Raw genomic sequence first — 26,233 nt, forward strand, 5'->3', positions numbered from 1 at the left:
CAATTGCTTTAATGATAGCATATATTAAAAATATAATTATTATTTGCTTAGGCCTTGCTTCAAAATTGGATTATATAGTTCATTTTAGGATTACATGGCTTTCAAATATGTATCCAGAGCTTCTTTAACTTGTTCGATATGGTTCTTTTTGAGAATATCAATGCCTTAGACTTGTCATTTTTTATGTTCTGAAACTGATTATAGAAATACAGAGCTTTACACGGTGTCCAAAAATGGGACTGCTTGTTGGGTTTGATGATTCTTAGTAAAAGGCTACCAACAGCAGCCAAGAGGTGACTAGGCTATCAAGTAAAGTCAGCATAAGTATCAGTTTCCAACCGCCTACCTCTTCAAAGCATACTGCTAGGTGTACTGTTAGGCTTTTAGGTGATAAGCAGCAAAAAGCCCCCTTTCAGCAAGCTGAGAGAGGGCTTAACAAATACATTGGCTATGCCAAACAGAGACCTGCTAATAAGAGTATTACATCAGTAAGATCTATTGCGCGCGCTTAGGCGTACTAAATCCTGAAGAGCTGACGTGAAGCCCTGCTCCTGTACTAGGTCCTCTAGCGGAATATGGAAACGGTACTTCCAGAAGTGAGTAGGATTAGCGGGCACATTGATCTGCTCGGCTTGGGCATCTGAGCGGCGGAGCTGCTCATCCATAGCCACTAAGTCCTGGAGGGGGAAGATGGCCCACATGGCCGGTGAGTGCAGGTGCTGCAGCGTGATTTCGCGGGCTACCCAAGGCTCGCAGTGCAGGGGAGCGTGCTGGCCCTGGTGGCCCAACAGCGTTTCGAAGAAGCGCTGGGTTTTCTCGCGGTCCTCCTCCCACCAACCGCGCACGGTGCTCATGTCGTGCGAGCCGGGGCTTACTACCGAGAGGTAAGGCGCGCGGCCTGGGTCGCCGAACTCCACGCTGGGGTCAGAGGGCATCCGCTGGATGTTCAGGCCCAGAATACCCAGGGCCTTCATCACGCCGGGCACCGAGTCGGGCACCATGCCCAGGTCCTCGCCGCAAATTAGCATATCAGTGGCCCAGCGGACGGCGGGCAGTTTTACCAATCCCTGCTTACGCCAGAAGTCTTCGTGCCGACGGTAGAAGAAGTCGAAGTACAGCTCCTGCAGGCGCGGGCGCGTATGGTCGTCGAGCTCCCGGAACGAGCGGCTTAGGTGCAGGGTAATACGCGGGTGGTAAAAGTGCTCCTGCTGTTCATCGGGTACAAACAGCACCTCATTCACCAACTTGTACAGGCCCGTGCGCAACCACCGATAATGGTCGGCGTTGGTGGGGTCCTGCTTGATTTGCTCTTCGATAACGGCCTCAATCTGGCGCTGGGTCCGGACGTGTTCCTTTAGCCGGATAACACCGTGCTCATTCGCTTCCATGAACTCATCAAACACATTCTGGGCCTGACCATGGAAGATTTCCTGCACAATGTGCCAGCGGATGTAGGGCTCACACAGGCGAGCGTAGTCAAACCAACCGATGCGCTGCTCGATTTCGTTCTGGTGCAGGGGTAGGGCGGGAGAGAAGTGACCCAGCAAACCCTCTACCGAATGACCGGGAATCTCCCAGATGCGGAAGAAACCCAGGATGTGGTCGATGCGCAGGGCATCGAAGTAGCGGGCTAGGTGGCCCATGCGCTGCTGCCACCACTGGTAACCGTCTTCGGCCATCCGCTCCCAGTTATAGGTAGGGAAGCGCCAGTTCTGGCCCGTTACCGAAAAGTCGTCGGGCGGGGCGCCAGCCTGCTGGTGCATGTGGTACAGCTCCGGTTGGGTCCAGGCATCCACGGAATGGCGGTAGATGCCAATGGGCAGGTCACCCTTTACTACTACCCCCCGCTGGCGGGCATACTCCACAGCTTCCCGCAACTGCTTATCAAGGTGGTATTGGGTGAAGAGGTGCAGGCCAAACTCATCAAAGCTGGCGCTGTCTTCGCGCAACAGATCTGCTACCTGAGCAGGCGTGCGATACTCTTCAGGCCACTGGCTAAAGTCGGCGGTGTTAAACCGGTCGCGCAGGCCAGAGAAGGTGGCATAGGGAAGCAACCACGCCTGCTGCTCTTCTCTGAATTGCTGGAAGTCAGCATCGGTCAGGAAGCGCGTTTTTTCCTGCTGGTACAGGAGCCGGATAAACTTCCACTTGGCGTTCATCACGGGTTCGTAATCCACGAAGTCATTGGCGTTCAGTTCCTCGCGTAGTTGCTCCAGCTCTTGGCGGGCTGCGGGGTCCTGCAGTTCGGCTACCGCATCGAGGTTCAGGTACTGCGGGTGCAGGGCAAACACCGAAATAGCCGCGTAGGGGTAGCTGTCAACCCAGGTATGGGTAGCCACGGTGTCGTTGATGGGCAACACCTGCACCAGCTTGAGGTCAGTAGCAACGGCCCAGTCAACCAGCAGCTTCAGATCAGGAAACTCGCCTACCCCCAGTCCACGCCGGCTGCGTAGGGCAAACACCGGCAAGGCCACACCCGCTCCGCGCCAGTGGCCGGTGGGGTAGCGGAAGTGGTCATCGGCCTTCACGCGCAGGGTGCGCTTCTCGGTGGCAGCGTAAATTAAACGGTCTTCGCCAGCCTCCAGATGCACAATTCTCTGCTCCGCCGGGTCCCAGATGCCGTACTTATACTGTGTAGTTTGCTCCGGATTTTGCAATGCCACTTCGGTGCTCCAAGTGGGGTAGGCAGCATCGGAAAGAATAACGGCTTTTTGCGCATCCCAGCTACCAAGGGCCGCATCGGAGCCAAGCACGCATACTTGGTGGTTGGAGTCAACGCGCGGGGCAGAAAGCTGGAAGCGCACTACCACGTTGGATGGGTCCGCAGGGGTAGGAGCTGTAGCGGCCGGGGCCGTGCGCCGCATCAGGGCCTTGGTGAAGGCGGCCGTGTGCAGTTCGTTTTCAGGGAGGGCCGGGGCGCGCCAGAAGTCTTCCAGCACTACGCGGGTAAAACGACCATCACCGTAGCCGACGGTGCGGTTCGGACCCCATTCCCAGTGCTTGCCTCCGTCACCTTCGTCCAGCAATACATATTTATACTCTACAGTGCCGGGTTGGTCATCGGGCAGGCTTATTTCCTGGGTCCAGATGCCGTACTCGGCGTTATAGTGCAGGTTCAGGGCTTGATCGAGGTTCCACTGGCCCAGGCTGGGTAGGGAGCCACAAACCACCAGGCGCTGACCCCAGACCGTGCGGAAGGGTAGCGTAAAGCGAAGAATCATCGGGGGCGTAGTTACTTAGAAACAGGTCCGAAAGATACGGTGGAAAGCCCGTACCCGGCGCCGTAAACCGATGCTTATTCCCGGCAGAATACTCTGTTTTCTCGCCAATTATGCAAGGCTAATGGCAAATTGACTTTCTGTTGATGCCTGATTGATTAGCCTGCCTCTGCTCCCTGGCGCCTACCCCCGCCAAGCCTACCTAGTTGCGCTTGCCTTTGCCCGGTTTACGGCCGGCTTTGCCGGAGCGGCCCTGCTCGGTTTGCAGCGTCACTACCAGATTTTTCTCGGCCTCGGGAGCCCGTAGCTCTACCTGTTGAGGAACGTGGCCGGGGTAGGCTACTATGAACCGCACGGGTACGCCCGCCGGGAGGGGGAGCAGAAAGAACCCCTCGGCGTTGGTGGTGGCCAGCTGCGTAGCCTTCCCAACCACCGATACGGTAGCACCCGGCAAAGGCTGGCCCGCTTCGCTGAACACGGCCCCAGTGAACTGTACCGTGCCGGAGCTGGCCGGGCTAGTTACGGAGGAGCCGGCCGTCGTTTGGGCGGTGGCCCGGGTGATAGAGCTACCGGCCAGCATTAGAAGGCAGAAGAGGGGTAGGGAGCAACCAACTACTCCGGCGCGAAGACGGGAAAGCAGAACCAACGAAGCCATGTGAAAATCTGAAAAGCAGCGTGTTGAACAGACAAAGCAACTTCTGAAAATACGAGATTTCCGGGAAGGCAGCCCGGTTTATTTGACGAAGGATCTGGCTGGGTTGGCTGAAGCACGAAACCAACCCGTAAAAACAAGGAAAGGCCAACCTGAGCGGGCGTTTTCCCGTTTGGCTGACTAAGTCTTCATTTCTACCTGTCTGTCGTTTGCCTCTCTACCTGCGTCGTATTCTGTACGCCCTGCTCGGGCTCATTGGGTTGGTGCTGCTGCTAGTGGCCGGCGTCTTCTTGTACCTACAAACCTCCTCGGGGCAGGATTTTGCCGCCCGCAGGGCTGAGGAATACTTACGGGATAAACTCCAAACTGACGTACGAATCGCCAAATTTCGCACCGATTTTAAGCACGCCATCAGCCTCGACGGCGTGTATCTGGAAGATCAGAAGGGTGATACGCTGCTGTCGGTAGGTCATTTGGGGATTGATCTGGACCTGTGGGCCCTAACCAAGTCGCAGATTAACCTGAAAAGTCTGGAGCTGAATGACGGGCGCTTGGCCATTACGCGCACCGAGCCCGACAGTATCTCGAATTATGACTTTATCGTGAATGCCTTTGCCAGCGGTGACACCAGCACGGTGGCTACTACCCCCGCCGACACCACGGGCGCGGGCTTCCAGTACAACATCGGCGACCTGCGCCTGACCAACGTGCTGCTTACCTACAACGACCAGGTAGATGGCATGAACGTGCGCACCCGGGTAGGGGAACTGGCCGTGAACATGGACGAGGTAGATGTGGATGGCTCCACTTACCGCATCGATCAGGCGGCGTTGCGCAACACGGGCATTAACATCGTGCAAACCAAGGTGCCACCAGATACCCCCCAGGATACCTCGGCCCTTAAGCTGGAATTTGGCCTGAACCGGGCCCAGCTCAGCAACGTCAGCCTGACATATAAGAATGATCCTTCGGCCCAGTTTATCAGCACCCGCATTGGGGAAGCCGATGTGACGGCCGACAATATTGATCTGGTGAACAGCCGCGTGGCCCTGAACACGTTGAAGCTGCGCAACACCAGCTTTGCCTACGCCCAGAATGAGAATGTGCCAGTGGAGCAGCGGGTAGTAAACCCCGCCGAAGCTGTGCGCGACCTGAACAAATCGGTAGAAAACGCCACTGGCCAGGAAGCCAGCTGGGTAGTAACCCTGAAGCAGTCGGATATCAACGGGGTAGATGTCGCCTTCGATAATTTCAATGAGCCGCGGCAGCGCACCAAGGTGCGGGGCATGGATTACAACCACTTGAAATTCACGAACCTGGTACTCAACACCGAGAACCTACGCTACTCCGCTGACAGCACCACCGGCCGCGTTACGCAATTGGCCGGGCAGGAGCAGAGCGGCTTCGTCATTACCCGTACTGCGGCCGACATTCACTACGACGACCACCGCATCCAACTCAACAACCTTGATCTGGTGACGCCCCACAGCCACTTGCGCCGCCGCATTGGCATTGGCTATAAAGACCTGGCAGGCATTGCCGACGATCTGCCCAACCTGCAGCTGAACGGCGACCTGCGCCAAAGCCGCCTGGGCTTCCGCGACGTGCTGTACATCACGCCTTCCCTGATTGATACGCCGCCGTTCAGCAGTGGCCCCAACCAATCGTTCCTGATTACGGGGCTGGTGAGCGGGCGCGTGGGTGATTTGCGAGTGCAAAACCTCGATTTTGTAGGCTTCCGCAATACCGTGGTGCGCGGTGGCGGCCGAATTCAAGGCTTGCCTAACACCGACGACCGTCTGATTCTGGATTTGAACCTGGGCTACGTGCGCACCACAGAGGCCGATATGCGCAGCCTGCTACCCGCTGGTACCTTGCCAGAGCTGGGCATCGACCCGAGTGCTCCAATTACAATGAGCGGACAGATTCGGGGCCGTATCAGCAACCTGGCTCTCAATAACATCAACCTGCAAGGGCTGAACGGCACCCGACTCCGCACCAGCGGCCGCATTCAGGGGCTGCCCAACACCGACCGTCGCCTCTACGCCGATTTCAACGTGCAGGAGTTCACCTCTACGGCCGCTGATATTAAAGGCTTGCTACCCCCCGGCACCCTGCCAGCCGGGTACTCCCTACCCCCTCGTATGTCGGTAACCGGTACGTTCCGGGGCCGGCCCACGGCGTTGGTATTTGATACCGATTTACGGGCTGTTACCTCCTATGGCAACGTAGCGGCCAAAGTAAACGTGGGCGAAGGGCCCGTGGGGCAGGAGCCGGTGCGCGCTACCTTCAGCACCCAAAGCCTCGACCTTGGCAAGTTTATGGGGGATCCCACTATTGGTAAGATAACGGCCAATGGCACCCTCACGGGCCGCGGTGGCCTCGACCCCAACCAGCTGCGCGGCCAACTGAACGCGAGGGTGCAGCAGGCTACTTACAACGGCTACACCTACCACGGCATCACGGCAAATGTGGACATCGACCGGAACCGCTACGTGGTAAACGCCAGCAGCAAGGACGACCCCAACCTCAACCTCGACCTGCTAGCCACCATCGACCTGCGCAATGCCTCCAACCCCACCTATACCGTTGACCGCCTGAACCTACGCGGGGCCAACCTTACAGCCTTGGGTTTCTATACCGGTGGCGACCTGCGCGTGCAGGGCGACCTGACAGCCAACATCAGTGGGGCCGATCTGAACACCATTAACGGTACGTTCTCGGGCAACCGCATTGTCATTGTAAATAACAACCGGCCGTTCGCCCTTGATTCGGTGAGCGGACGCATCGTGCAGCGTACGGGCCGCACCGAGGTAGATTTTGCCTCCAGCGTGGCCGATCTGACGTTGCGCGGCAACACTCGCCTGGGTGACTTGGCCACGGAGTTGCAGCGCCATATTGATAGGTACTTTGACTTGCCGGGCGTGCAGTACCAACCTTCCTCTGAGTACCGGCAGTTTACCTTCGAGGCCAACCTGAAGCAGCCGCGCCTGGTGCAGCAACTGGTACCCGACCTCACGGGCCTTAGTCCCTTCAAACTGACGGGCTCTTACGACAGCCGGGCTGCCGACCTGCGCATGAATACCCGCATCGGCCGCATTGTGTACATGGGCTACGCCCTGGACTCCTTGAAACTGGCTGTGCAGTCGGATGCACAGAAGCTGGACTATGCCCTGGGCCTGCGCCAGATCAGCCAAGACACCAGCCTGACCATTCCGAACCCCAGCTTGCAGGGTAGTATCCAAAACAACGAAATCGGGACGCGACTGCGCATAGCGGAATCGGATAGCGCTGAGCGGCTGAACCTGGCTGGCGTGCTACGGGTGCTGAACGGTGGGGCCGCTTACGCCTTCCGCTTCGACCCGCGCCTGATGCTGGACCAGAAGCCCTGGGACACCCCGGCCGATAACGAGCTGCGCTACACTACCTCTACCGGGGCCATCTTCGCCCGTAACGTAAGCTTCTCGCGCAACCAGCGCCGCCTGAGTCTGCAAACCTTGCCCGGAGCCCAAAATCCGCTGCAAATCAGCATGGAAAACCTCGAAATCAATGCCCTGGGTCGGGCCGCCGGCTTCCAGGACTCCCTGATTGCGGGTACTCTCAACGGGCAAGCCGTAGCCTATAGCCTGGGCCAGCCCAAGCAGGCGTTCACGGCCAATGCCAACCTGGCGGGCTTCACCTTCAATAAGTCAGTGATTGGCGACGTGGCTGTGCAAGCCACCAACCCTACCCCCGACCGCTTCAACGTAGATGCCCGCCTGACCAACCAGCAGGGCATGGACGTACGGGCCGTAGGCTACTACCTCGCTACCCCACCTTCGCCCATTCAGTTCGATGTGAACGTGAACCGGCTCGACCTTAAGATTATTGAGCCGTTTGCCCTGGGGCAGCTCCAGCAGATGGGTGGCGGCGTGAGTGGGCAGCTAGCCGTAACGGGCAGCGTGGCGCAACCCAACATCAACGGTACGCTTTCCACTACCCCCGATGCTACCTTCACCCTCACCCAGTTAGGGGCACCTTACTTCCTGGTTTCTCAGGATATCAACTTCAGCAACGAGGGCATCGGCTTCCGCAACTTTGTGGTGAAGGACTCAGTGGGCAATGAGGCGGTAATCAATGGAGCGGTGCGCACCACCAACTACACCTCCGATTTCCGCTTCGACCTGCAGGCAACTACCACCAACTTCCTGGCCATTCAAAGCTCCCAGCGCGAAAACAACCTGTTCTGGGGCAAGCTGCTGGTTGATTCCGACTCCCGCATCACCGGCACCCTCGACCTGCCCATTGTGCGCACCCGCGCCCGCGTGGCCGATGGCTCCAACTTCTTCGTGGGCCTACCCAACGAAGACCCGGTAGAGGTAGCCCGCGACGGCATTGTGGAATTCGTTGACAAGAGCGCGCCCATCAATCCTATGCTGGCCCAGCAGGTCCCTGTCGATTCGGCTGAGACCACCTCCGGCTTCGATATTCAGGCCGTGGTAACCGTTACCGATAACACACCTTTTACCATTGTAGTAGATGAAGCGTCCGGCGACAACCTGCGCGTGCAAGCCAACGGCACCCTGAACACGGCCATCGACGCGACGGGCAACATTACCCTGACCGGCCGCCTTGATGTAACTAAGGGCAAGTACCAGATGTCGCTTTATGATCTGGCCGCCCGCGAGTTTGACATTGCTCCGGGCTCGTCCATCACCTGGAGCGGTGACCCCTACAATGGGCAGGCCGACGTAACGGCTATTTACAAAGTACGCGCCGCTCCCGCCGAGCTGATTTCCTCGCAGGGCGGCACCGATGAAACTCAGAATGCTCTGGCCCGCAATCAGCTGCCTTTCGAGGTGGATCTGAAGGTAGATGGCCAACTGCTGAAGCCGATTATCAGCTTTGATATTCGTCTGCCCGAGGAAGCCCGCTCTGATTTGCGCGGCCCTATCGAGGCCCGCCTCACCCAGCTGCGTCAGCCTTCGCAAGAAAGTGAGCTGAACAAGCAGGTATTCTCCCTGCTGGTCCTCAACCGCTTCCTGGCCGATGACCCCTTCCGGAGCAGCAGCGGCAACCTGGTGGCTGAACAGCTACGTGGCTCCGCCAGCCAGGTGCTTACCCAGCAACTCAATAACCTCACCGGCTCCTACCTGTCTAACTTAGGTGTAGAGCTGGGCGTGAACTCTTATGCCGACTTCAGCAGCGGGGCCGAGAAAACCCGTACCGACCTGAACGTGGCCGTACGCCGCCAGCTGCTTAACAACCGCCTCACAGTGCGCCTCGGTACCGATGTGCCCCTGGGCGGTGGCAACCAGGGTAGCGCCGGACCCGGCCAGTCGCAGGTGAGTGCATTTGCCGGCGACGTAAGCGTGGAGTACAATGTGCTGGCTAATGGGCGTATTCGCCTGCAGGCTTTCCGCAACAACGCCTACGGCGACATTGATGGGCAGTTTGTACGCACGGGTGCCTCGCTCATCTTCCAGCGCGACTACCGCGACCTGGCCGACCTGTTCCGGGGGATTGATAAAGAGGTGAAAGAAGAAGTGAAGCTGGAGCGCAAGCAGCAGCGCCGCGACCGGAAAGCCGGCCGCGACTCGACCAACGCTGCCCCCAATACTCCGCGCCGCGACTCCACCCGCCTCCGCCCGAACGCGGCCCGGCCAGATTCGGCTCGGCGCGTCAGTGCCCGCGCTACCGCCCGCCCCGACTCTACCCGGCGCTAATGCTCACCGGTTTTCCTACCCTTCCGCCGCGAAGGAAACCTACCGTCTCTCCCTTTCTGAAATAGTTGTTCATGTTGCATCATCTGCCCTTCTTTCCGAACACCAAGGACGCCGCCGATACCCATCGTCAGGCTTCCCCGCCGGGCCGGGGTAGGGGCTGGGGGGTAGGGCTGCCGCTGCTGGCATTGCTGGCTGCCTGCTCCGGCACCAAATACATTCCGGAGGGTAGCAAGCTCTATACCGGCAGCACCGTGAAGGTGAAGTCGGAAAGTCCCATTCCGCGGGAGGCAGAACTGACCACGGAGTTGGAGTCGGTGATTACGCCCAAGCCTAACACATCCTTCCTAGGCATCCGGCCCAAGCTGTATTTCTGGCACCTAGGCGAGGGCAAAACCAAGGGCCTGGGACACTGGTTGGCCAACAAGTACGGCGAGAAACCCGTGCTGCTCAGTCAGGTTGATACTCAGAAGGTAAAAGGTCTGATGACCAACCGCTTGTACAACAACGGGTACTTTCAGCCGGTGGTGCACAGCCGCATCCAAACCAAGGGGCAAGCTGCCAGCGTCGATTATACCGCCACGGTGGGGAAGCCCTACACTATTAAGGAGATTTTTTTCCCGGAAGGCGACTCCTTGCTACCCCAGGCAGTGCGCGCAACCCAGCCCGGCTCCCTATTAAAAGTCGGTGACCCCTACAACCTGCAGACGTTCACCAACGAGCGGATCCGCATTGATGGAGCGCTCAAAAACCAGGGCTTTTACTTCTTTAACCCCGACTACATACTGTTTCAGGTTGACAGCACCCTGAACAACCAGGTAAACGTGTACCTGAAAATTAAGGAGCGTACCCCGGAGCAGGCGGTGAAGCCCTACATCATGAACCGCATCCGGCTGAATACCAGCTACTCACTTAATGATACCACGCTAAGTGAGCGGCCCATCCGGTACCGCGGGTACATTTACTACCCTGATGAGAAGGTGTTCAAGGCCAAAGCCATTGCCAACGCTACCTTCATTTACCCCGACAGCATTTACCGCCGTCGCCGCCAGGACCAGACCCTGAGCCGCCTCATGAGCCTGGGTACTTTTAAGTACGTGGACGTGGGCTTCCGGCCCGCTCGCCAGAAACCCGACTCGGCGGGCTATGGCTTCCTGAACTCCTACGTGCGCATGACCCAACTACCCAAGAAAAGCCTGCGGGCCGAGGTGCTGCTCGTGAGCAAATCGAACGGGTTTGTAGGGCCGGGCTTCCGGGTGCAGTTCCGCAACCGCTCCGCCTTGCGCGGGGCCGAGCAGCTGCTAGTGAACCTGACGGGCTCCTTCGAGAATCAGCGCCGCAGCAATAAGAACACCATCGGCCTGACCAGCTACGAGCTGGGGGCCGATGCCCAGTTGCTGGTGCCCCGCCTCATTACGCCGCCCTTCAACATCCGGCTGGTCAACTCCGACTTTCAGCCCCGCACTACCTTCGGGGTAGGCATACGGTCTGTAACGCGGGTAGATGCCTTCACCCAGCAAGGCTTTAACTTCAACTACGGCTACACCTGGAAAACCAAGATTACCAACGAGCAGGAGCTGCGGCCCATCGACATCCAGTACCTGCGCCTCTCGGATACCAGCCGCACCTTCAGCCAACTGCTGCGCGACCGGCCTTTCCTGAACAACTCCTTCCGGCAGCAGTTTGTGCTGGCTAGCTCCTACCGCTACACATACAACCAGCAAACCTTGGAGCAACGCCGCAACCAGCTATACTTCAGTGGTGGCATAGAGGTAGCCGGCAACCTGGCCTACCTGCTTAGCTCCCTGGCAGGGCGGCCGCAGGTAGAAAACCCCGATGGCAGCCGCTCTTATACTATTCTCAACCAGCCGTTTTCGCAGTACACCAAGGTAGATCTGGAGCTGCGCAACTACTTCCGCACCAGCGCCAACCCCAGCAGCGGCAACAAGTTTGCTACTCGCCTGCTGATTGGGGCCGGTCTGCCCTACCAGAACGCACGGGTGCTACCCTACCTGAAGCAATATGGTATTGGTGGCCCCAACAGCGTGCGGGCCTTTGCCGCCCGGGGCCTAGGGCCGGGCACCTACCGCACCCCCGCCGATCGTGAGAACAGCGCCTTCTACGACCAGGTAGGCGACCTGCGCCTGGAAGCCAACGCCGAGTACCGCCAGGACCTGTTTCCTTACGTGAAGGGGGCCCTGTTCGTGGATGCCGGCAACATCTGGCTGATCAACGACGACCCCAGCCGCCAGACCATCGACGAGAACGGCAACCCCGATGGCAAGAATGGGCAATTTGCGTTCAATACCTTCCTGAAAGAGCTGGCCGTGGGCGCCGGCGCCGGCCTCCGCATCGACGTACAGTTCTTCGTGCTACGCTTCGACTACGCCTACCCCCTGCGGCTACCCTACAGCAACACGGAAATCCGGAACCCGTTGTTTCCCAACGACGAATCCAAAAATCTGTATAACAAGACTCCCGATACCGGCCGCTTCAATATTGCCATCGGCTACCCCTTCTAAGACTGCTAAACCACAAAAAAGCCCGACCGTGCAAACGGTCGGGCTTTTTTTATGAATGTGCGGTTGAACGAAACGAGGGGGGTAGGGCGCGTTACGCCTCCACCGCCAAGCGCTCTTCCAGTGGGGCACCTACGGTCTTGCGCGTGGGCACCACGGTTACTACCACGTACTTGGAGGTAGGCGTGTTGCTGACTTTAGCCACGCTGCCTACCGGCACCAGCGGGTTAGCCTCGGGGAAGTAAGCGGCCACGTTGCCTTTCGGAATTTCGTAGGGCACGGCAATGAACTTCTCCACGGTGCGCTTCTCCCCTTTGAAGTGGCTGGTAATGTCAATGAAGTCCTTGGCTTTGATGCCGCGGTCAGCCATGTCCTGCGGGTTCATGAACAGCACCCGCCGCTCGCCATACACGCCCCGGTACCGGTCGTTGTAGTCGTAAATGGTGGTGTTAAACTGGTCGTGGCTGCGCACGGTCATCAGGATTAGCTGGTCGGGCTCCACCTGGTACTTCTCCAACTCAGTAGTGGTGAAGTTGGCCTTGCCGTTCTTGGTGGTAAACTTCCGCTCCCGAGGGCCATTGGGCAGGTAGAAGCCGCCGGGCTGCCGGAGCTGCTCATTAAACTTCTCGAAGCCCGGAATTACCCGCGAAATATGGTCCCGGATAACGTCGTAGTTTTCTGTCATGGCCACCCAGTCGGCAATGTTTATCCGCTCGCCTAAGGTAGCAATAGCCACACCGCAGAGAATGGCCACTTCGCTCATCATCTGGCCTTCCACGGGCACCAGCACGCCTTTGTTCTGGCTGACTACCCCCATGGAGTTCTCGCAAGAGGTCATTTGCTGCCCCGACTTCTGCATGTCGATGTCGGCGTGAGCGAAGCAGGGGAGGAGCAGGCTGGTTTCGCCGGTGGTCAGGTGGCCGCGGTTGAGCTTGGTGCCTACAAACACCGTCAGCTTCTGCTTGCGCATACCCTCGGCAATTATCTCGGTATCGGGGCCGGCGGCCAGCAGATTGCCGCCCAGGCTGAAGAATACCTTGGTTTTGCCTTTGTACATGGCCTTAATGGCCTCTACGGTGTCGTAGCCGTGCTCGTAGGGCGGAGTGAAGTTGAATTCCTTGCCCAAGGCATCTTGGAACTCCTTGGTGGGCTGCTCCCAGATGCCCATGGTCCGGTCGCCCTGCACGTTGGAGTGGCCGCGCACGGGGCAGGTGCCCGCACCGGGCTTGCCGATGGCGCCCTTCATGAGGTGCAGGTTCACAATTTCCTGGATGGTTTGCACGCCCTGGCGCTGCTGCGTTACACCCATAGCCCAGCAAGTGATAATCTTCTGCTTGCGAGCAATGAGGTTGGCAGCTTCCAGCAGTTTCTCGCGCGAAATGCCGCTCAGCTCCTCAATATCTTCCCAAGCCGTATTGCGGATGTTCTGCTCAAACGACTCGAAGCCCGTGGTGTGCTCGGCAATAAAGGCGCGGTCTACTACCTGGCCGGGGTTGCGGTCCTCGGCCTCGAACAGGTGCTTCATGATGCCGCGCAGCAAGGCCATGTCGCCATCTACCCGCACCTGCAGGAACAGGTCAGTAATCTGGGTGCCGTCGCCCATTAATGCGCCCAGAGCCTTCAGGGGGTTCATGAAGTCTTGGGGGTTTTTGAAGTTCATGAGGCCGGCTTCCAGCAGCGGGTTTACGCTGATGATTTTGGCCCCGTTCTTCTTGGCCTTCTGCAGGGCCGTGAGCATGCGCGGGTGGTTGGTACCCGGGTTCTGCCCAATGATGAGGATTACCTCCGCCTCATAAATGTCATTGAGCGTGACAGATCCTTTGCCCAGGCCCAGGGTGGGGCTGAGAGCGGCACCGCTGCTCTCGTGGCACATATTGGAGCAGTCCGGCAGGTTATTGGTGCCCAGCATCTTGGCGAAGAGCTGAAACAGGAAAGCCGGCTCGTTGGGCACCTTGCCCGACGTGTAGAACACGGCCTCATTGGGCGAGTCCAAGGCGTTCAGGTTGTCGGCAATAATCTTGAAGGCTTCGGGCCAGGCAATAGGCGAGTAATGGTTGTCGCCGGGGCGCTTCACCATGGGATGAGTCAGGCGGCCAGCGTTGTTCTGGTCGCGGTCCGTCATCTGAGAAAGCTGGGCCAGGCTGTGCTTAGCAAAAAACTCCGGGCCAGCCGGCTTGCTGTCAGCATCCGAAGCCGAAGCTTTTGCGCCGTTCTCGCAGAACTCGGCTACGGAGCGGTGGTCGTCGGGGTCGGGCCAGGCGCAGCTAGAGCAGTCGAAGCCATCCTTCTGGTTCATCTTCAGCAATACCTGCGTACCGCGCGATACGCCGCTTTCGCCCCAGCTGAACTCCATAGATTTAAGTACCGCCGTTACGCCGGCCGCTACGGTAGCCCGCTGCTCCAGCCGGATGCCGGTGGGCGCTTCCGGGGGCTGAGCCAGAATGGGGTGGTGGTATTTCGCGTTAGCCACATCGGGAGCAGGAATCACCGACTCGTCCCGCTCGTGCTGCGGGTCGGGGCGGTAGTGGTCGTTGGTAGGAGCCGTGCCTTGGTCGGGCCGCTGCCCGCTGGTGGGCACGTTGTTCTCGGCGGCCTGCTGGTGGGTTTTGCCAGCTTTGCCGGGGTCGTTGATGGGGGAATCTTCCATGACAAGCAGAACAAGAGGAAAGGGAAACGGACCGGAACACGCAACGGGTGGGTTGGAGCAGCCGGTTCTTTTTCAGTGAAAATTCAGGAATTCGATAAGCCGGACCGGGTGGTAGTTTCCAGCCAGCCGGCTCAATGCTCCCGCACGATGAGTGAATACTAGACGAAATCAGGTAGTTATCAACCAGACAGGCCCGCGTTATGTTGAGCCTCAGGCTGAACATTGCGTACTTTCTCAGACGCAGAAGTGCCAACGGAGGTTACCTATAATATGACTGGCCTTGCTGGTCTGGAGTGCCGGTAGCCCGAGCGGCTGGTACATTGTAGGAACATTCATGGCTTCTGAGCCAAGGGGTAGAGCCTTCCTTGCGGCCAGCCAACTGGGCACTAAACCAGCCAGCCCGACCATGTGCATGGTCGGGCTGGCTGGTTGTAGGCTGAGGGAAGTGCTAAGCGGGTACGGTCACTCGTTCCGAAGTCGGAATCTGGGTGCCAATGGGTACGTCTACCGGCGCCACCGTTACGATGACAAACTTGGAGGTAGGCGTGTTGCTCTTGTAAGCTACCGAGCCAATGGGCACCAGCACGTTGCCCTCGGGGAAGTAGGTAGCGCAGTCACCCTTCGGAATGTCGTAGGGAATGGCAATAAAGTTTTCGGCGTGGCGCTGCTGGCCCTGGAAGTGGCTGGTAATATTCACCAGGCCTTTCTCCTTGATGCCGCGCTCGGCCATATCCTCGGGGTTGAGGAAGATGACGCGCCGCTCGCCGTGCACGCCGCGGTACCGGTCGTTGTAGTCGTACACGGTGGTGTTGAACTGGTCGTGGCTGCGGATGGTCATCATTACCAGTTGGCCCGGCTCGAAGGTGTGTTTCTCCAGGGGGGTGCTGGTGAAGTTAGCCTTGGCGTTTTCGGTGGTGAAGTTCCGTTCCCGGGGGCCATTGGGCAGGTAGAAGCCACCGGGGTGGCGCACTTTGGTATTGAAGTCCTCGAAGCCCGGAATGGTGCGCGCCACGTACTCCCGGATGAGGTCGTAGTTTTCGGTGCAGCCTACCCAGTCCACGGTGCTCCGCTCGCCCAGCGTGGCCAGGGCAATGCCGCAGACAATGGCTACTTCGCTCAGCATCTGTTCAGAAATGGGTTCGAGTACGCCTTTGCTCATGCTCACTACCCCCATGGAGTTCTCGCAGGTCATGAACTGCTGCCCCGATTTCTGCATGTCAATATCGATGCGGGTTTTGCAGGGTAGCAGCAGGGCCATTTCGCCATTGACGAGGTGGCTGCGGTTGAGCTTGGGCGTCACGTGAATGGAAAGGCGTAGCTTACGCATGCCTTCGGCCACAAACTCGGTGTCGGAGCAGGCCGAGAGCATGTTGCCTCCCATGGCCATAAACACCTTCACCTTGCCATCGTGCAGGGCTTTCACGGCTTCCACCACATCCCAGCCATATTCGCGGGGTGGCTCAAAATTGAACTCCTTAGCCAGCGCATCCAGGAACGTATCAGTCGGCCGCTCCCAAATACCCATGGTCCGGTCGCCCTGCACGTTGGAGTGGCCGCGCACCGGGCACAGGCCGGCGCCGGGGATGCCCACGGCGCCCTTCATAAAGTGCATGTTCACAATTTCCTGAATCGTGTACACGCCGTTTTTCTGCTGGGTCAGGCCCATGGCCCAGCAGGTAATAATCTTCTTATGGCGGGCAATCAGGCTGGCCGCTTCGTGGATTTGCTCCCGCGAAATGCCGCTGGCCTCTTCAATATCGGCCCAGGTAGTCTTGTTCAGGGTTTCCACCAACTCGGGGTAGCCCGTGGTGTACTCCCGAATAAACTCCTGGTCGAGCACCATGCCGGGGTTGAGAGCCTCAGCTTCCAGCAGGCACTTCATGATGCCGCGCATTACCAGCTGGTCGGAGTTAATGCGCACCTGCAGATAAATGTCGGTGATGGGCGTACCATCGCCAAGCAACGTGCCCAGGGCTTTCAGGGGATTCATGAAATCCTGGGGGTTCTTGAAGTGCAGCAGGCCCGCCTCGTGCAAGGGGTTGATGCTGATAATCTTGGCTCCGTTCTTCTTGGCCTTTTGCAGAGCCGTGAGCATGCGCGGGTGGTTGGTGCCCGGGTTCTGCCCAATAATGAGGATGACTTCGGCCTCATAAAAGTCATTGAGCGTAACGGAGCCCTTGCCCAGGCCGGTGGTGTTACTCAGGGCGGCGCCGCTACTCTCGTGGCACATGTTGGAGCAGTCGGGCAGGTTGTTGGTCCCAAACTGCCGCACGAACAGTTGGTAGAGGTAGGCCGGCTCATTAGGCACCTTGCCCGAGGTGTAGAAGATGGCCTCATTCGGCGACCTCAGGGCGTTCAGCTCCTGCCCGGCAAGGGCAAAGGCTTCGGGCCAGGAAATGGGCGTGTAGTGCGTAGCACCGGGCCGCAGTACCATGGGGTGGGTGAGGCGGCCGGCGTTGTTCAGGTCGCGGTCCGTCATGCGGGAAAGATCCGCCAGACTATGCTTGGCAAAAAACTCCGGCCCCACCGGGTCCGACTGCGCATCGGAGGTAGTAGCCTTGGCCCCGTTCTCGCAGAACTCGGCTACGGAGCGGTGGTCGTCGGGGTCGGGCCAGGCGCAGCTAGAGCAGTCGAAGCCGTCCTTCTGGTTCATCTTCAGCAGGGCGTGAGTGCCGCGCACGGGCCCCTCGTAGTCAAAGGCAAAGGCCCCCGACTTCAGTACGGCCGTGATGCCGGCCGCTACCGTGGCTGGCTTGGTCAGCTTCAGGCCCGTGAACTCCTCGGGTGGCTGGGCCAGAATGGGGTGCTTGTGCTTGGCCCCTAACGTGTCGGGCGCTTCCATGGGCCGGTCGTCGAGGGTTTCGCGTTCCGGCGAGGTGCTCCAGTTGTCACTGGTGGGCGCTGTGCCCTGGTCGGGTCGCTCACCGCTTTTAGGAACGTTGTTGCCAGCAGTTTGCTGCTCGGTTTTGCCGGCCTGGCTGGGGTCGTAAGCGGGAGATTTGTCCATGACGCGGAATGGAAAGAACGATGAGGGGATGGACGGAACTGCGCGCTAATGGCGACAGTCTAAATCCTTTTCAATTAAGATTTTCAGGGGTTGGTCCTCGGCTACCATGAGGGTAGCGGAAAGGCCGTTTTGGTCGGTGGTGGTCCAGTGTGTGGCCAGGGTCGCGGGCACTTTCACGGTAATGGCCCCGGCCCCGTAGGTAACCCGAAATTCTTCGGTTTCAGCCCGCTCCAGGGCGTAGGTCAGGCTGTCGGTATCGGTTGGGCCCAGGGGCACCACGGCCGCTACCCGGCCAGCATCAGCAAATTGTTGTACTTCTTCTTCTGAAAGGCGTAGGCGGAGCGAGTTGTCTTCGATGCGAAGTTTCATGCGATAGGGTTTACAAGTCAGACGCAACCGGGTGGTAGGATGTTGCGGTGGCGCTTATGTGTAGGGGTGGTAGTTATTTGGAAATCTGAACGTTATTGTGAAATAAGTGCGCTGCTGATCGATGTAGTAAAGCGCCCCAGTCGATAAACCTGCCAAAGCGTTATGCGTGGGTTAGTGCGGGTACGAGTGGCTTATTTTTACTTATGATACTTTGCGGCTCACCTGCTGTTGCTATGACCTCTCCTCCTACGCCTATACACTCTTTCCGGCCGCTGTTGGTTCTCAACGGACTAGTTTTTGCGCTTCTGCTTGTGGCCGGAATCCTTTTGCTTACTGCAATTGAAGGAATGGCAGTGTTTATTTTTGTTATCTGCGGTAAGCGATTGGCTGCTATGGCCTGTCTGGCGAATGCGTTTCTCTTGCTTTGTGCCTCCCTTGTCATAATCCGAAGGCTAGGGCAGCGGATACTACTGAAAAAACGAACTCAGTCAGGGTGGCAGTTAGTTGCTTGTTACTTCCTGGCCACAGTAGTATGGGGATGCTTATGGTGGTGGCTGAGCAGTATGCACCTGCATAAATGGTGGTAAGTCAGCCTTACTTCTAGGCTGTTAGAGAACCTTTGGAAGTGGCTTCGCACTCTACTCTCCCTCGCGCCGCAGCCGCCACTCGTGGCAGTACACGTTGTAGCGGTTCTGGCGCACGAAGCCGCAAACAGTCATGCCGAAGTCCTGGGCGGCGGAAACGGCTAGGGAACTGGGCGCCCCTACGGCTGCCAGTACCGGAATGCCCGCTACGGCCGCCTTCTGCACCAACTCAAACGAGGCCCGTCCGCTCACCAGCAGCACGGTGTTATTTAGGGGCAGCAACTCCTGAAATAGCGCTGCGCCAATTACTTTATCAAGGGCGTTGTGCCGGCCCACGTCTTCGCGCAGCAGCAGCAGCTCACCTTCCGGCGAAAACAGCGCCGCTGCGTGCAGGCCGCCGGTTTGCTCAAACAGGGCCTGGGCCGCCCGTTGCCGCTCCGGTAGCTGATGTATTACGGCAGGGTCCACGTAGGGGCCGGCTTTAGGCAGCACGGGGCAGGCCGCAGCATGCACAGCTTCAATGCTGGTTTTGCCGCACACGCCGCAGCTGCTGCTGGTGTAAAAGTGGCGCTCTAAGCGGGGCAAATCGGGCGTGGTGGTAGGGGCCAGTTCGGCGCGCACCACGTTTTCGCGCTCTTCTTCCTTTTCCACATCGGGGCAGTAGATGACGCCGTGCAGATCCTGCCTACCCCTGATAATGCCCTCCGTGAGCAGAAAGCCAGCCGCCAGCTCAAAGTCGTGGCCGGGGGTGCGCATGGTGATGGACAGGGTACGGTGCTCCCGCTGGCCGGTGGGGCCGTAACCCACCCTGATTTCCAGAGGCTCTTCGGCGGCCAGCACATCGGAGGCGGTGGTCACGTCGGAGCCCTGCACTTTGTGCACGGTCACGTAGTCGTAGGAGGTAGGGGGTAGGAAAACGGGAGCGGACACGGCAGGAATCGGAAAGGAGCGAGGAAAGAAAAGCCACCAGAACTGGCGCCCAGGAAGCCAGACGTAGGCGCGGCGGCATTTGTTTAACCTTATGGCCCGGAAGTAAGTTTGAGGTGGAGGAGGTGACAGGTGAATCGTGACAGGTAACAGGGAAGTAAAGTAGAAAAGTGTTTTAGGTAGCAGGGAAGTCATTTCTTTGTCACTTGCCGCCCTGATTCCTATTGCTGTTCTCTTACAACCCCCTCACCCTCGTCACGAACCAGTCACCTATCACTTGTCACCTATTACCCCCATGCTTACCTCTGAAGAACGCCAGATTTACCGCCGCCACTTGCAACTGCCCGAAATAGGCGAGGCCGGGCAGGAGAAGCTGAAAAACGCCCGCGTGCTGGTGGTGGGGGCCGGTGGGCTGGGCTGCCCCATTCTGCAGTACCTGGCCGCCGCAGGGGTAGGGACCCTGGGCATTGTGGACGCCGACAAAGTAGACCGCAGCAACCTACAGCGCCAGATACTGTACGGTCCCGCCGACCTGGGCCAGCTAAAAGTCGAAGCCGCCGCCCGCGCTATCAGGCGCATCAACCCATTAGTGCACACGGAGGTGCATAGCTGCCGGGCCCGGTTGGGCAACGTGCGCGAGCTGGTTAGCAAGTACGATGTGGTGGTGGATGGCTCCGACAACTTCCCTACCCGCTACCTGCTCAACGATGCCTGCGTAAGCCTGAACCGCCCGCTGGTGTCGGGAGCTATTTACAAGTTTGAGGGGCAGGTTTCGGTGTTCAACTACCAGGGCGGACCCACCTACCGCTGCCTGTTTCCGCAGCCGCCTTCGGCCCAGGAAGCACCCAACTGCGACGCCACTGGCGTGCTGGGCGTGCTACCTGGCCTAGTGGGCACGGCCCAGGCCACGGAAACGCTGAAAGTCATTCTGGGCCTCGGCGAAGTGCTGTCGGGGCGGCTCTGGATGTTCGATGCATTGACCTTCCAGACCCGCACTCTCAAGTTTGCCCGCCGCCCCGAGCAGGCCGCCATCCACCTCGACACCGCCGACACCCGCGACTACGCCGACCTATGCGGAGCCGGCATGCACACTATTTCGGTGGCCGAGCTGCAAGAGCAGCTAGAGTCAGGCCAGCCGCCTTTTCTGCTCGATGTGCGTGAGCCCCACGAGTTTGCCGCTGGCCACCTATCCGGTGCTACTTCCCTACCCCTCAGCAGCCTGGAAAAGGGGGTAGCTACTTTGCCCAAGCAGCACCCCGTAGTGGTGTACTGCCGCTCCGGCCGCCGCAGCCAGCAAGCCGTGGAGCGTCTGCAAAACGAGTTCGGCTTTGCTAACCTCATCAACCTCGACGGCGGGATTCTGGCTTGGGAGGAAAGCGAGGAAGCTGTAGTAAAAGGCTAAGCGGGCCAGAAGAAAACGATGTCGACCCAAGTGCAGCGTGCTGAAGCTACTGTCGGAGTTGGTTTCTTTCCTCTTCAGAAATAGGGGCCAAGGGTGGATGACTAATGAAACACCCCCGCACGTTATGTCGAGCTGGTCGAGACATCTCGCGTGCTGGCGTTGGATTACTACCCCAACGATTCGAGCGAGATGTCTCGACCAGCTCGACATGACAGGTGAGAACAGGCTTACCTTTAGTATTTCAAGCACTTCTACCTCTCCTTACGTGATGCGCAACATCATCTAAGGAAAAGAACTAGATATAGATTTTGTCGTTGGTTGTGCTTCACAGCCTGGGTAGTTAAAATTCTACATTCCTGCCCTGCCTACCTCCTGAAGCTGCTTGGCTTCTTCCCACTTCCTACCCCTTTCATAGTTTCAAACCGAATGCCGCTTACAGCTACCTTTCCGTCTCGCCCCCGTATTCGTTTTGATAGAAATGAGTTGGCTGGTGCTTTCGGAGACTTAGGCACGGATTTGCCCTTACTTATCGGGGTTATTGCGGCCTCGGGCATGGATAGCGCCGGGGTGCTCATCATGTTCGGGCTGATGCAGCTGTTTTCGGGACTGTGGTATGGCATGCCCATGCCAGTGCAGCCCCTGAAGGCCTTCGCAGCCTTGGTTATTGCTCAGAAAATTCCGGGCCGCGTGATTTTTGGGGGCGGGCTGGCCATTGGCATCAGCATGATGGTGCTGTCGGTGACGGGGCTGATTGATGCCCTGGCCCGGCTGGTACCCAAGACTGTTATCCGCGGCATTCAGTTTGGGCTGGCCTTGCAGCTGGCTACCCTGGCTCTGAAAGAATACGTGCCCGCCGATGGCCTGCCCGGCTACGCGCTGGCCGCGGCAGGTTTCCTCGTGACGGTGGTACTGCTGGGCAATCGGCGCTGGCCCGCCGCCCTCATCGTCCTGACGCTGGGCGTAACCTATGGCCTCATCTTTAAGCTCGATCTGGCCACTGCCCAGCGTGCCTTGGGCCTGCACCTGCCCAGCTGGCACGTGCCCGCCCGCGCCGATATTTTGCTGGGCGCCGTGCTGCTGGCCCTGCCCCAGATTCCGCTGTCGTTGGGCAACTCGGTGCTGGCGACCAAGCAGGTAGTAGACGATTATTTCCCTGAGCGGCCTCTCACGGTGCGCAAAATCAGCTTCACGTATGCCCTCATGAACCTGGTGAATCCGTTCCTGGGCGGCTTTCCGGTATGCCATGGCTCCGGGGGCATGGTAGGACACTACACGTTTGGGGGGCGCACGGGCGGCTCGGTGGTGCTGTATGGGCTGTTGTTCTTGGTGCTAGGGCTGTTCTTTAGCCAAGGCTTCCAGCAAATTGTGCACATCTTCCCGCTGCCGGTTTTGGGGGTGCTCCTGCTGTTTGAAGCTCTGACCCTAGCCACGTTGCTCCGCGACATCAGCGGCTCCCGCTCCGATTTACTGTTGGCCTTGCTGGTAGGACTGTTGTGCAGCGGCTTGCCCTATGGTTACCTTGTGGGCCTGGTAGTAGGAACCGCGCTGTATTATGCCATGCAGCGGGGGTGGGTAGGCCTAGGAAAATAGCTGCGTATGGAAGAACATATACTCTGTCAGATCTGGAAAACGGTGCGAGTAGAAGCGGGGCCTCAGCCGTTTCAGGGCTACTACAGCATTGGGGAAAGCATGCTGTTTGACTTCCGCTACCTCGATGCGCCTCCATCTGCCCACCCCGCCGATAACCCGCTAGGACACTGGACCCGGCAGGCCGACAAAATCAGGCAGCCCGGCAAGGAAGATGCCCTGTACCTGCTGGTGCAGGCCGCTACCGAGGAATATCTGGTACTGGAGCTGCACATGCTCTACGCGGGCCAACCCCGGCACACCCTCACCCTAAGCCTGATACCCGCCGCTGCAGATGCTTCTGCCGCCTAGGCCTGCTGGTTAGTCGGGCTGCGAGGGCACGTATTCTGGTGCGGGACCTTCAGTGTTGCGGCGGCCGAGGCGATACATCACGGAGAGCACCAGGTTGTTTTTGCTGACGGTGCCCTGGGGCGTAAATACATTTTGCTGGTAGCTGGCAGGCGTGTAGTTTGACTGCCGCAACCAGCCGGCCTGTACCGTCCAGTGCGAATCAAACTGGTAACCCGCGCCGCCGTACACGCGGTTGCGCTCCAAAAAAGGTCCTTTCGGGTTGAAGAAAACCTCGTCGTAGAGGGAGAGAAAGGCCGTTTTGTTGGTGACAGTGCTGTTATTGAGCGGAATAAAGGCGTTCAGGCGGTAACGGATGCGGTTGCGGTAGCGCGAAGAATTGGCCGGTACTATCCCGTCGCGGAAGGTGAACCAGCGCTGCTCTACCCGGTAGCGGTGCTCCACCTTCAGGCGGGCGTTGTAGTGCGTGAAAGTTACCTGTTCCCAAAGGCGCTTTTCTGCGTTCAGCGGCCCCTCGCTCAGGTCGCGGTAGTCAGAGGTAGAGTAGCGGCCCCCAGCCACCATGAACGTAAAATTCTTCGCTACATCATAGCTGATGCCCCCCTTCATCTCGGTGTAGAAGTATTGCCGAAACAGCCCGTTGGAGCGGGCCTGCAGCTCCACGTAGCCGCCCCAGTGTTTGGGTCCGCCCGGCAGCACCACCGTTGCAATGTGCCAGGTTCCAGTCTGGCGGTCCTGCACGGCGTTGGTCTGAGCTTGGGCAGCCTGGCTGGCTAGGCCACTCAGAGCAGCTGTCAGAAATAAAGTAATGCGGGTTGTGGCAGCAGACATGGGGTAGGGCGCAATGAGATGCGAAAGTAGGCACGCCGAGGCAGAGCTAGCCTACAGCATCCTGTCATTGTGGGCCCTTATTTCAGTTGATTGTAGCGCAGCAATGCCTCCAGGTAGTAATAATCGGCGTAAGTCAGGGGTGCATCTATTTCCGACTTAGCCGGTTTGTGAGCCACGCAATGCTTAATGAGAAAGTTGTTGTTCTCGCCTACGGTAGCCCGGTAGGCGGGGCTACTCAAACTCACTAATATCTGCTCGGCGGCCTGGCGGTAGCGCTTGGCATCGGGGGCGGGGCAGTACTGTTGCAGCTCCAGCAGCGCCGAGGCCACAATGGCCGCCGCCGAAGCATCACGCTCCTCCCGGGGGATGTTGGGGGCGTTGAAATCCCAGTACGGAATCTTGTCGGCGGGCAGGTTGGGGTGGTTGAGGAAGAAGTCGGCGGTTTTGCGCGCTTGGTCCCGGTAGCGGGTCAGCTTGGTGTCGCGGTACATGGTGGTGTAGCCGTAAATGGCCCAGGCCTGCCCCCGCGCCCACGCCGAGTTATCGGCGGCACCCTGGGCGGTTTTCTTCGCCAGCACCTGCCCGTGCTCATCGTAGCAGACGACGTGGTACGTGCTGCCATCGGGCCGGAAGTGGTTCTTTAACGTGTTGTCGGCGTGGGTGATGCTGAGGCGGCGCAGGGTGGAGTCGCCGGAGGTGCGGGCGGCCCAGCAGAGCAGTTCCAGGTTCATCATGTTATCGATGATGACCGGGTACTGATAGCCAGCAAACTCATTCCACGACTTAATCAGCCCGACTTCCGGGTTGAACCGCGTGGCCAGGGACTTCGCCCCGGTAAGCAGCACGGGCGTGTAGGCCGGGTTTTTGGTTAAGCGTAGGCCATTGCCAAAGGGGCAATACAGCATGAAGCCCAAATCGTGGGTGCCGGTGTTGTGCTGCTCCTTCGCCATGGCCTGGGTCCAACGGTCGGCGGCTTGCTGCCATTGGGGCTGCTTGGTGTACTCATACATGTACCACAGCGTCCCGCCAAAAAAGCCGCTGGTCCACCACTCCGAGGGCGTGTCCTTGAGGGAGCCATCGGGCCGGCTGGAGTAAGGAAACTTCGTAACGTCGGGGTGGGTCTGGAGCAGGCGCGTGAGCTGCTGCCCGGCGCGGGCAAACTCCTGCTGCACATTGACTTTGCGCTGCTGAGCCGAGGTAGGCAGCACTACGGATAAGGCTAGGCACAGTGCGGCCAGCAAACGCGGGAAGGAGGAAGGACGGAGCATAGCGTCAAGCTACAGCAAATTCGTAAGCTTGGAAAGCCAGCATCAAGCAGCCGCTCCCAGCCGGAATGAGCATAGCTTAACAGCAGGCCTAAGGCTTGCGCTCCAGCACTTCGTCAATCAGGCCGTACTCTTTGGCTTCATCCGCACGCAGCCAGTAGTCCCGGTCCGAGTCGTCGTGAATTTGCTGCGGGGTTTTGCCGGTGCGCTCAGCGTAAATAGCATAGAGTTCCTGGCGCAGCTTCACCACCTCACGAGCCGTAATTTCAATATCGGCCGAGGGTCCCTGCACTCCGCCGCTGGGCTGATGAATCATGACGCGGGCGTGGGGTAGGGCCGAGCGTTTGCCTAAGGCCCCGCCGCACAACAGAAATGCTCCCATACTAGCCGCCAGTCCGGTACAAATGGTAGCCACGTCCGGAGCCACGTACTGCATGGTGTCGTACATGCCCAGGCCAGCGTACACCGAGCCCCCCGGCGAGTTGATGTAAAGCAGGATATCCTTGCGGTTGTTCACCGATTCCAGAAACAGCAATTGGGCGTTGATGATGTTGGCTATCTGGTCATCCACGGCCTGCCCCAGGAAGATGATACGGTCCATGATCAGGCGCGAAAACACGTCGATTTCCGCGAAGCGGGTGGGGCGCTCCTCAATCACGGAACGGGTCATGCCCATCACGCCGGGGTAGGCAGCACCTTCAAACTGGTGGAAGTAGCGGTCAACGGTGAGGCCATTCAGGCCGCGGCCCTGCACGGCAAACTTGCGGAATTCTTGCTGGAGTAGCATGGCAAATAGGGAAAGAAAAGGGTGTAGCGGTCCGGCCTCCTTCCGGGGGTAGGAAGAGGTAGGGGAGAAATCAGAAAATAGGGAGAGTAGCTAGCTGCTTTTGCGGCGGGCGGCTAACAGGCTGCGTAGGGGCCCAGTGGCCGATTGCCACCACGTATGCCGACGGGCCGGACGTTCCAGGCGTGCATGAATCAGCTCCAACTCTTGGCGCAGCTGCTGGCGGCCGGCTAGTTGCAGGCCTTGGTAGAGGAGCTGTTGGGTAGCAACATCGGCGGCTAGTTCACCATCTACCAACTGGCGTACGCGCCACGCCTCGGCTTCAGCGGCCGTTGGCTGACCGAGCAGGTAGCGCTCCAGCTGGCGCAGGTATTCGAGGGCGGGGCGCATG

General features: G+C 58.8%; 15 protein-coding genes. 5 read left to right on the plus strand and 10 right to left on the minus strand.

All coding sequences use genetic code 11. The features are described from left to right. Positions 1-485: 485 nt before the first annotated feature. Positions 486-3,221, minus strand: coding sequence for a 4-alpha-glucanotransferase (locus tag DNI29_RS01235; RefSeq protein ID WP_110976251.1), 2,736 nt, complete (start codon positions 3,219-3,221; stop codon positions 486-488). Positions 3,222-3,420: 199 nt separating this feature from the next. Next, positions 3,421-3,873, minus strand: a complete 453-nt coding sequence (locus DNI29_RS01240) for a carboxypeptidase regulatory-like domain-containing protein (protein ID WP_110976252.1) — start codon at positions 3,871-3,873, stop codon at positions 3,421-3,423. Positions 3,874-4,079: 206 nt separating this feature from the next. On the opposite strand from DNI29_RS01240, the gene DNI29_RS01245 reads away from it, so the two are divergent. Both DNI29_RS01245 and tamL read left to right on the plus strand, forming a co-directional pair. Further along, on the plus strand, positions 4,080-9,575 hold the full coding sequence (locus tag DNI29_RS01245) for a translocation/assembly module TamB domain-containing protein (RefSeq protein WP_110976253.1): 5,496 nt from the start codon (positions 4,080-4,082) through the stop codon (positions 9,573-9,575). A gap of 71 nt (positions 9,576-9,646) precedes the next feature. Then, positions 9,647-12,094 (plus strand): translocation and assembly module lipoprotein TamL, encoded by a 2,448-nt coding sequence (tamL, locus tag DNI29_RS01250; protein ID WP_110976254.1) that lies wholly within the window; start codon positions 9,647-9,649, stop codon positions 12,092-12,094. Between the two features lie 91 nt (positions 12,095-12,185). Here the strand turns inward: tamL and DNI29_RS01255 are convergent, their stop codons facing one another. The 4 genes from DNI29_RS01255 to fdhD form a co-directional block, all read right to left on the minus strand. Beyond that, entirely contained in the window at positions 12,186-14,738 is a 2,553-nt protein-coding gene (locus tag DNI29_RS01255; protein WP_110976255.1) for an FdhF/YdeP family oxidoreductase, read from the minus strand. Between the two features lie 448 nt (positions 14,739-15,186). Then, the gene (locus DNI29_RS01260; RefSeq protein WP_110976256.1) at positions 15,187-17,745 is read right to left on the minus strand and encodes an FdhF/YdeP family oxidoreductase; all 2,559 of its coding nucleotides are present in this window, start codon (positions 17,743-17,745) and stop codon (positions 15,187-15,189) included. A gap of 45 nt (positions 17,746-17,790) precedes the next feature. After that, positions 17,791-18,114 (minus strand): DUF7009 family protein, encoded by a 324-nt coding sequence (locus tag DNI29_RS01265; RefSeq protein WP_110976257.1) that lies wholly within the window; start codon positions 18,112-18,114, stop codon positions 17,791-17,793. Between the two features lie 638 nt (positions 18,115-18,752). Then, a complete protein-coding gene (fdhD, locus tag DNI29_RS01275) occupies positions 18,753-19,628 on the minus strand; it encodes a formate dehydrogenase accessory sulfurtransferase FdhD (protein WP_110976259.1) in 876 nt (291 codons plus the stop codon). A 292-nt stretch (positions 19,629-19,920) separates the two neighbouring features. On the opposite strand from fdhD, the gene moeB reads away from it, so the two are divergent. From moeB to DNI29_RS01290, 3 genes are all read left to right on the plus strand, one after another. Continuing rightward, a complete protein-coding gene (gene moeB, locus DNI29_RS01280) occupies positions 19,921-21,027 on the plus strand; it encodes a molybdopterin-synthase adenylyltransferase MoeB (protein ID WP_110976260.1) in 1,107 nt (368 codons plus the stop codon). Positions 21,028-21,453: 426 nt separating this feature from the next. Then, entirely contained in the window at positions 21,454-22,617 is a 1,164-nt protein-coding gene (locus DNI29_RS01285) for a putative sulfate/molybdate transporter (RefSeq protein WP_110976261.1), read from the plus strand. 6 nt (positions 22,618-22,623) lie between these two features. Further along, complete coding sequence (locus tag DNI29_RS01290; protein WP_110976262.1) at positions 22,624-22,965, plus strand: hypothetical protein; 342 nt, start codon at positions 22,624-22,626, stop codon at positions 22,963-22,965. Positions 22,966-22,974: 9 nt separating this feature from the next. On the opposite strand, the gene DNI29_RS01295 is transcribed toward DNI29_RS01290, so the two are convergent. From DNI29_RS01295 to DNI29_RS01310, 4 genes are all read right to left on the minus strand, one after another. Continuing rightward, positions 22,975-23,793: a DUF2490 domain-containing protein gene (locus DNI29_RS01295; protein WP_110976263.1), complete on the minus strand. Its 819-nt coding sequence runs from the start codon at positions 23,791-23,793 to the stop codon at positions 22,975-22,977. A gap of 77 nt (positions 23,794-23,870) precedes the next feature. After that, positions 23,871-25,061 carry a glycoside hydrolase family 88 protein gene (locus DNI29_RS01300; RefSeq protein WP_110976264.1) on the minus strand — a complete coding sequence of 397 codons (1,191 nt, stop codon included), beginning with the start codon at positions 25,059-25,061 and terminating at the stop codon, positions 23,871-23,873. Positions 25,062-25,149: 88 nt separating this feature from the next. Continuing rightward, positions 25,150-25,845, minus strand: a complete 696-nt coding sequence (locus tag DNI29_RS01305) for a ClpP family protease (RefSeq protein ID WP_110976265.1) — start codon at positions 25,843-25,845, stop codon at positions 25,150-25,152. Positions 25,846-25,935: 90 nt separating this feature from the next. After that, positions 25,936-26,232 carry a hypothetical protein gene (locus tag DNI29_RS01310; RefSeq protein ID WP_110976266.1) on the minus strand — a complete coding sequence of 99 codons (297 nt, stop codon included), beginning with the start codon at positions 26,230-26,232 and terminating at the stop codon, positions 25,936-25,938. Position 26,233: the final 1 nt, after the last annotated feature.

It is taken from the genome of Hymenobacter sediminis (assembly GCF_003231285.1).
GTDB lineage: Bacteria > Bacteroidota > Bacteroidia > Cytophagales > Hymenobacteraceae > Hymenobacter > Hymenobacter sediminis.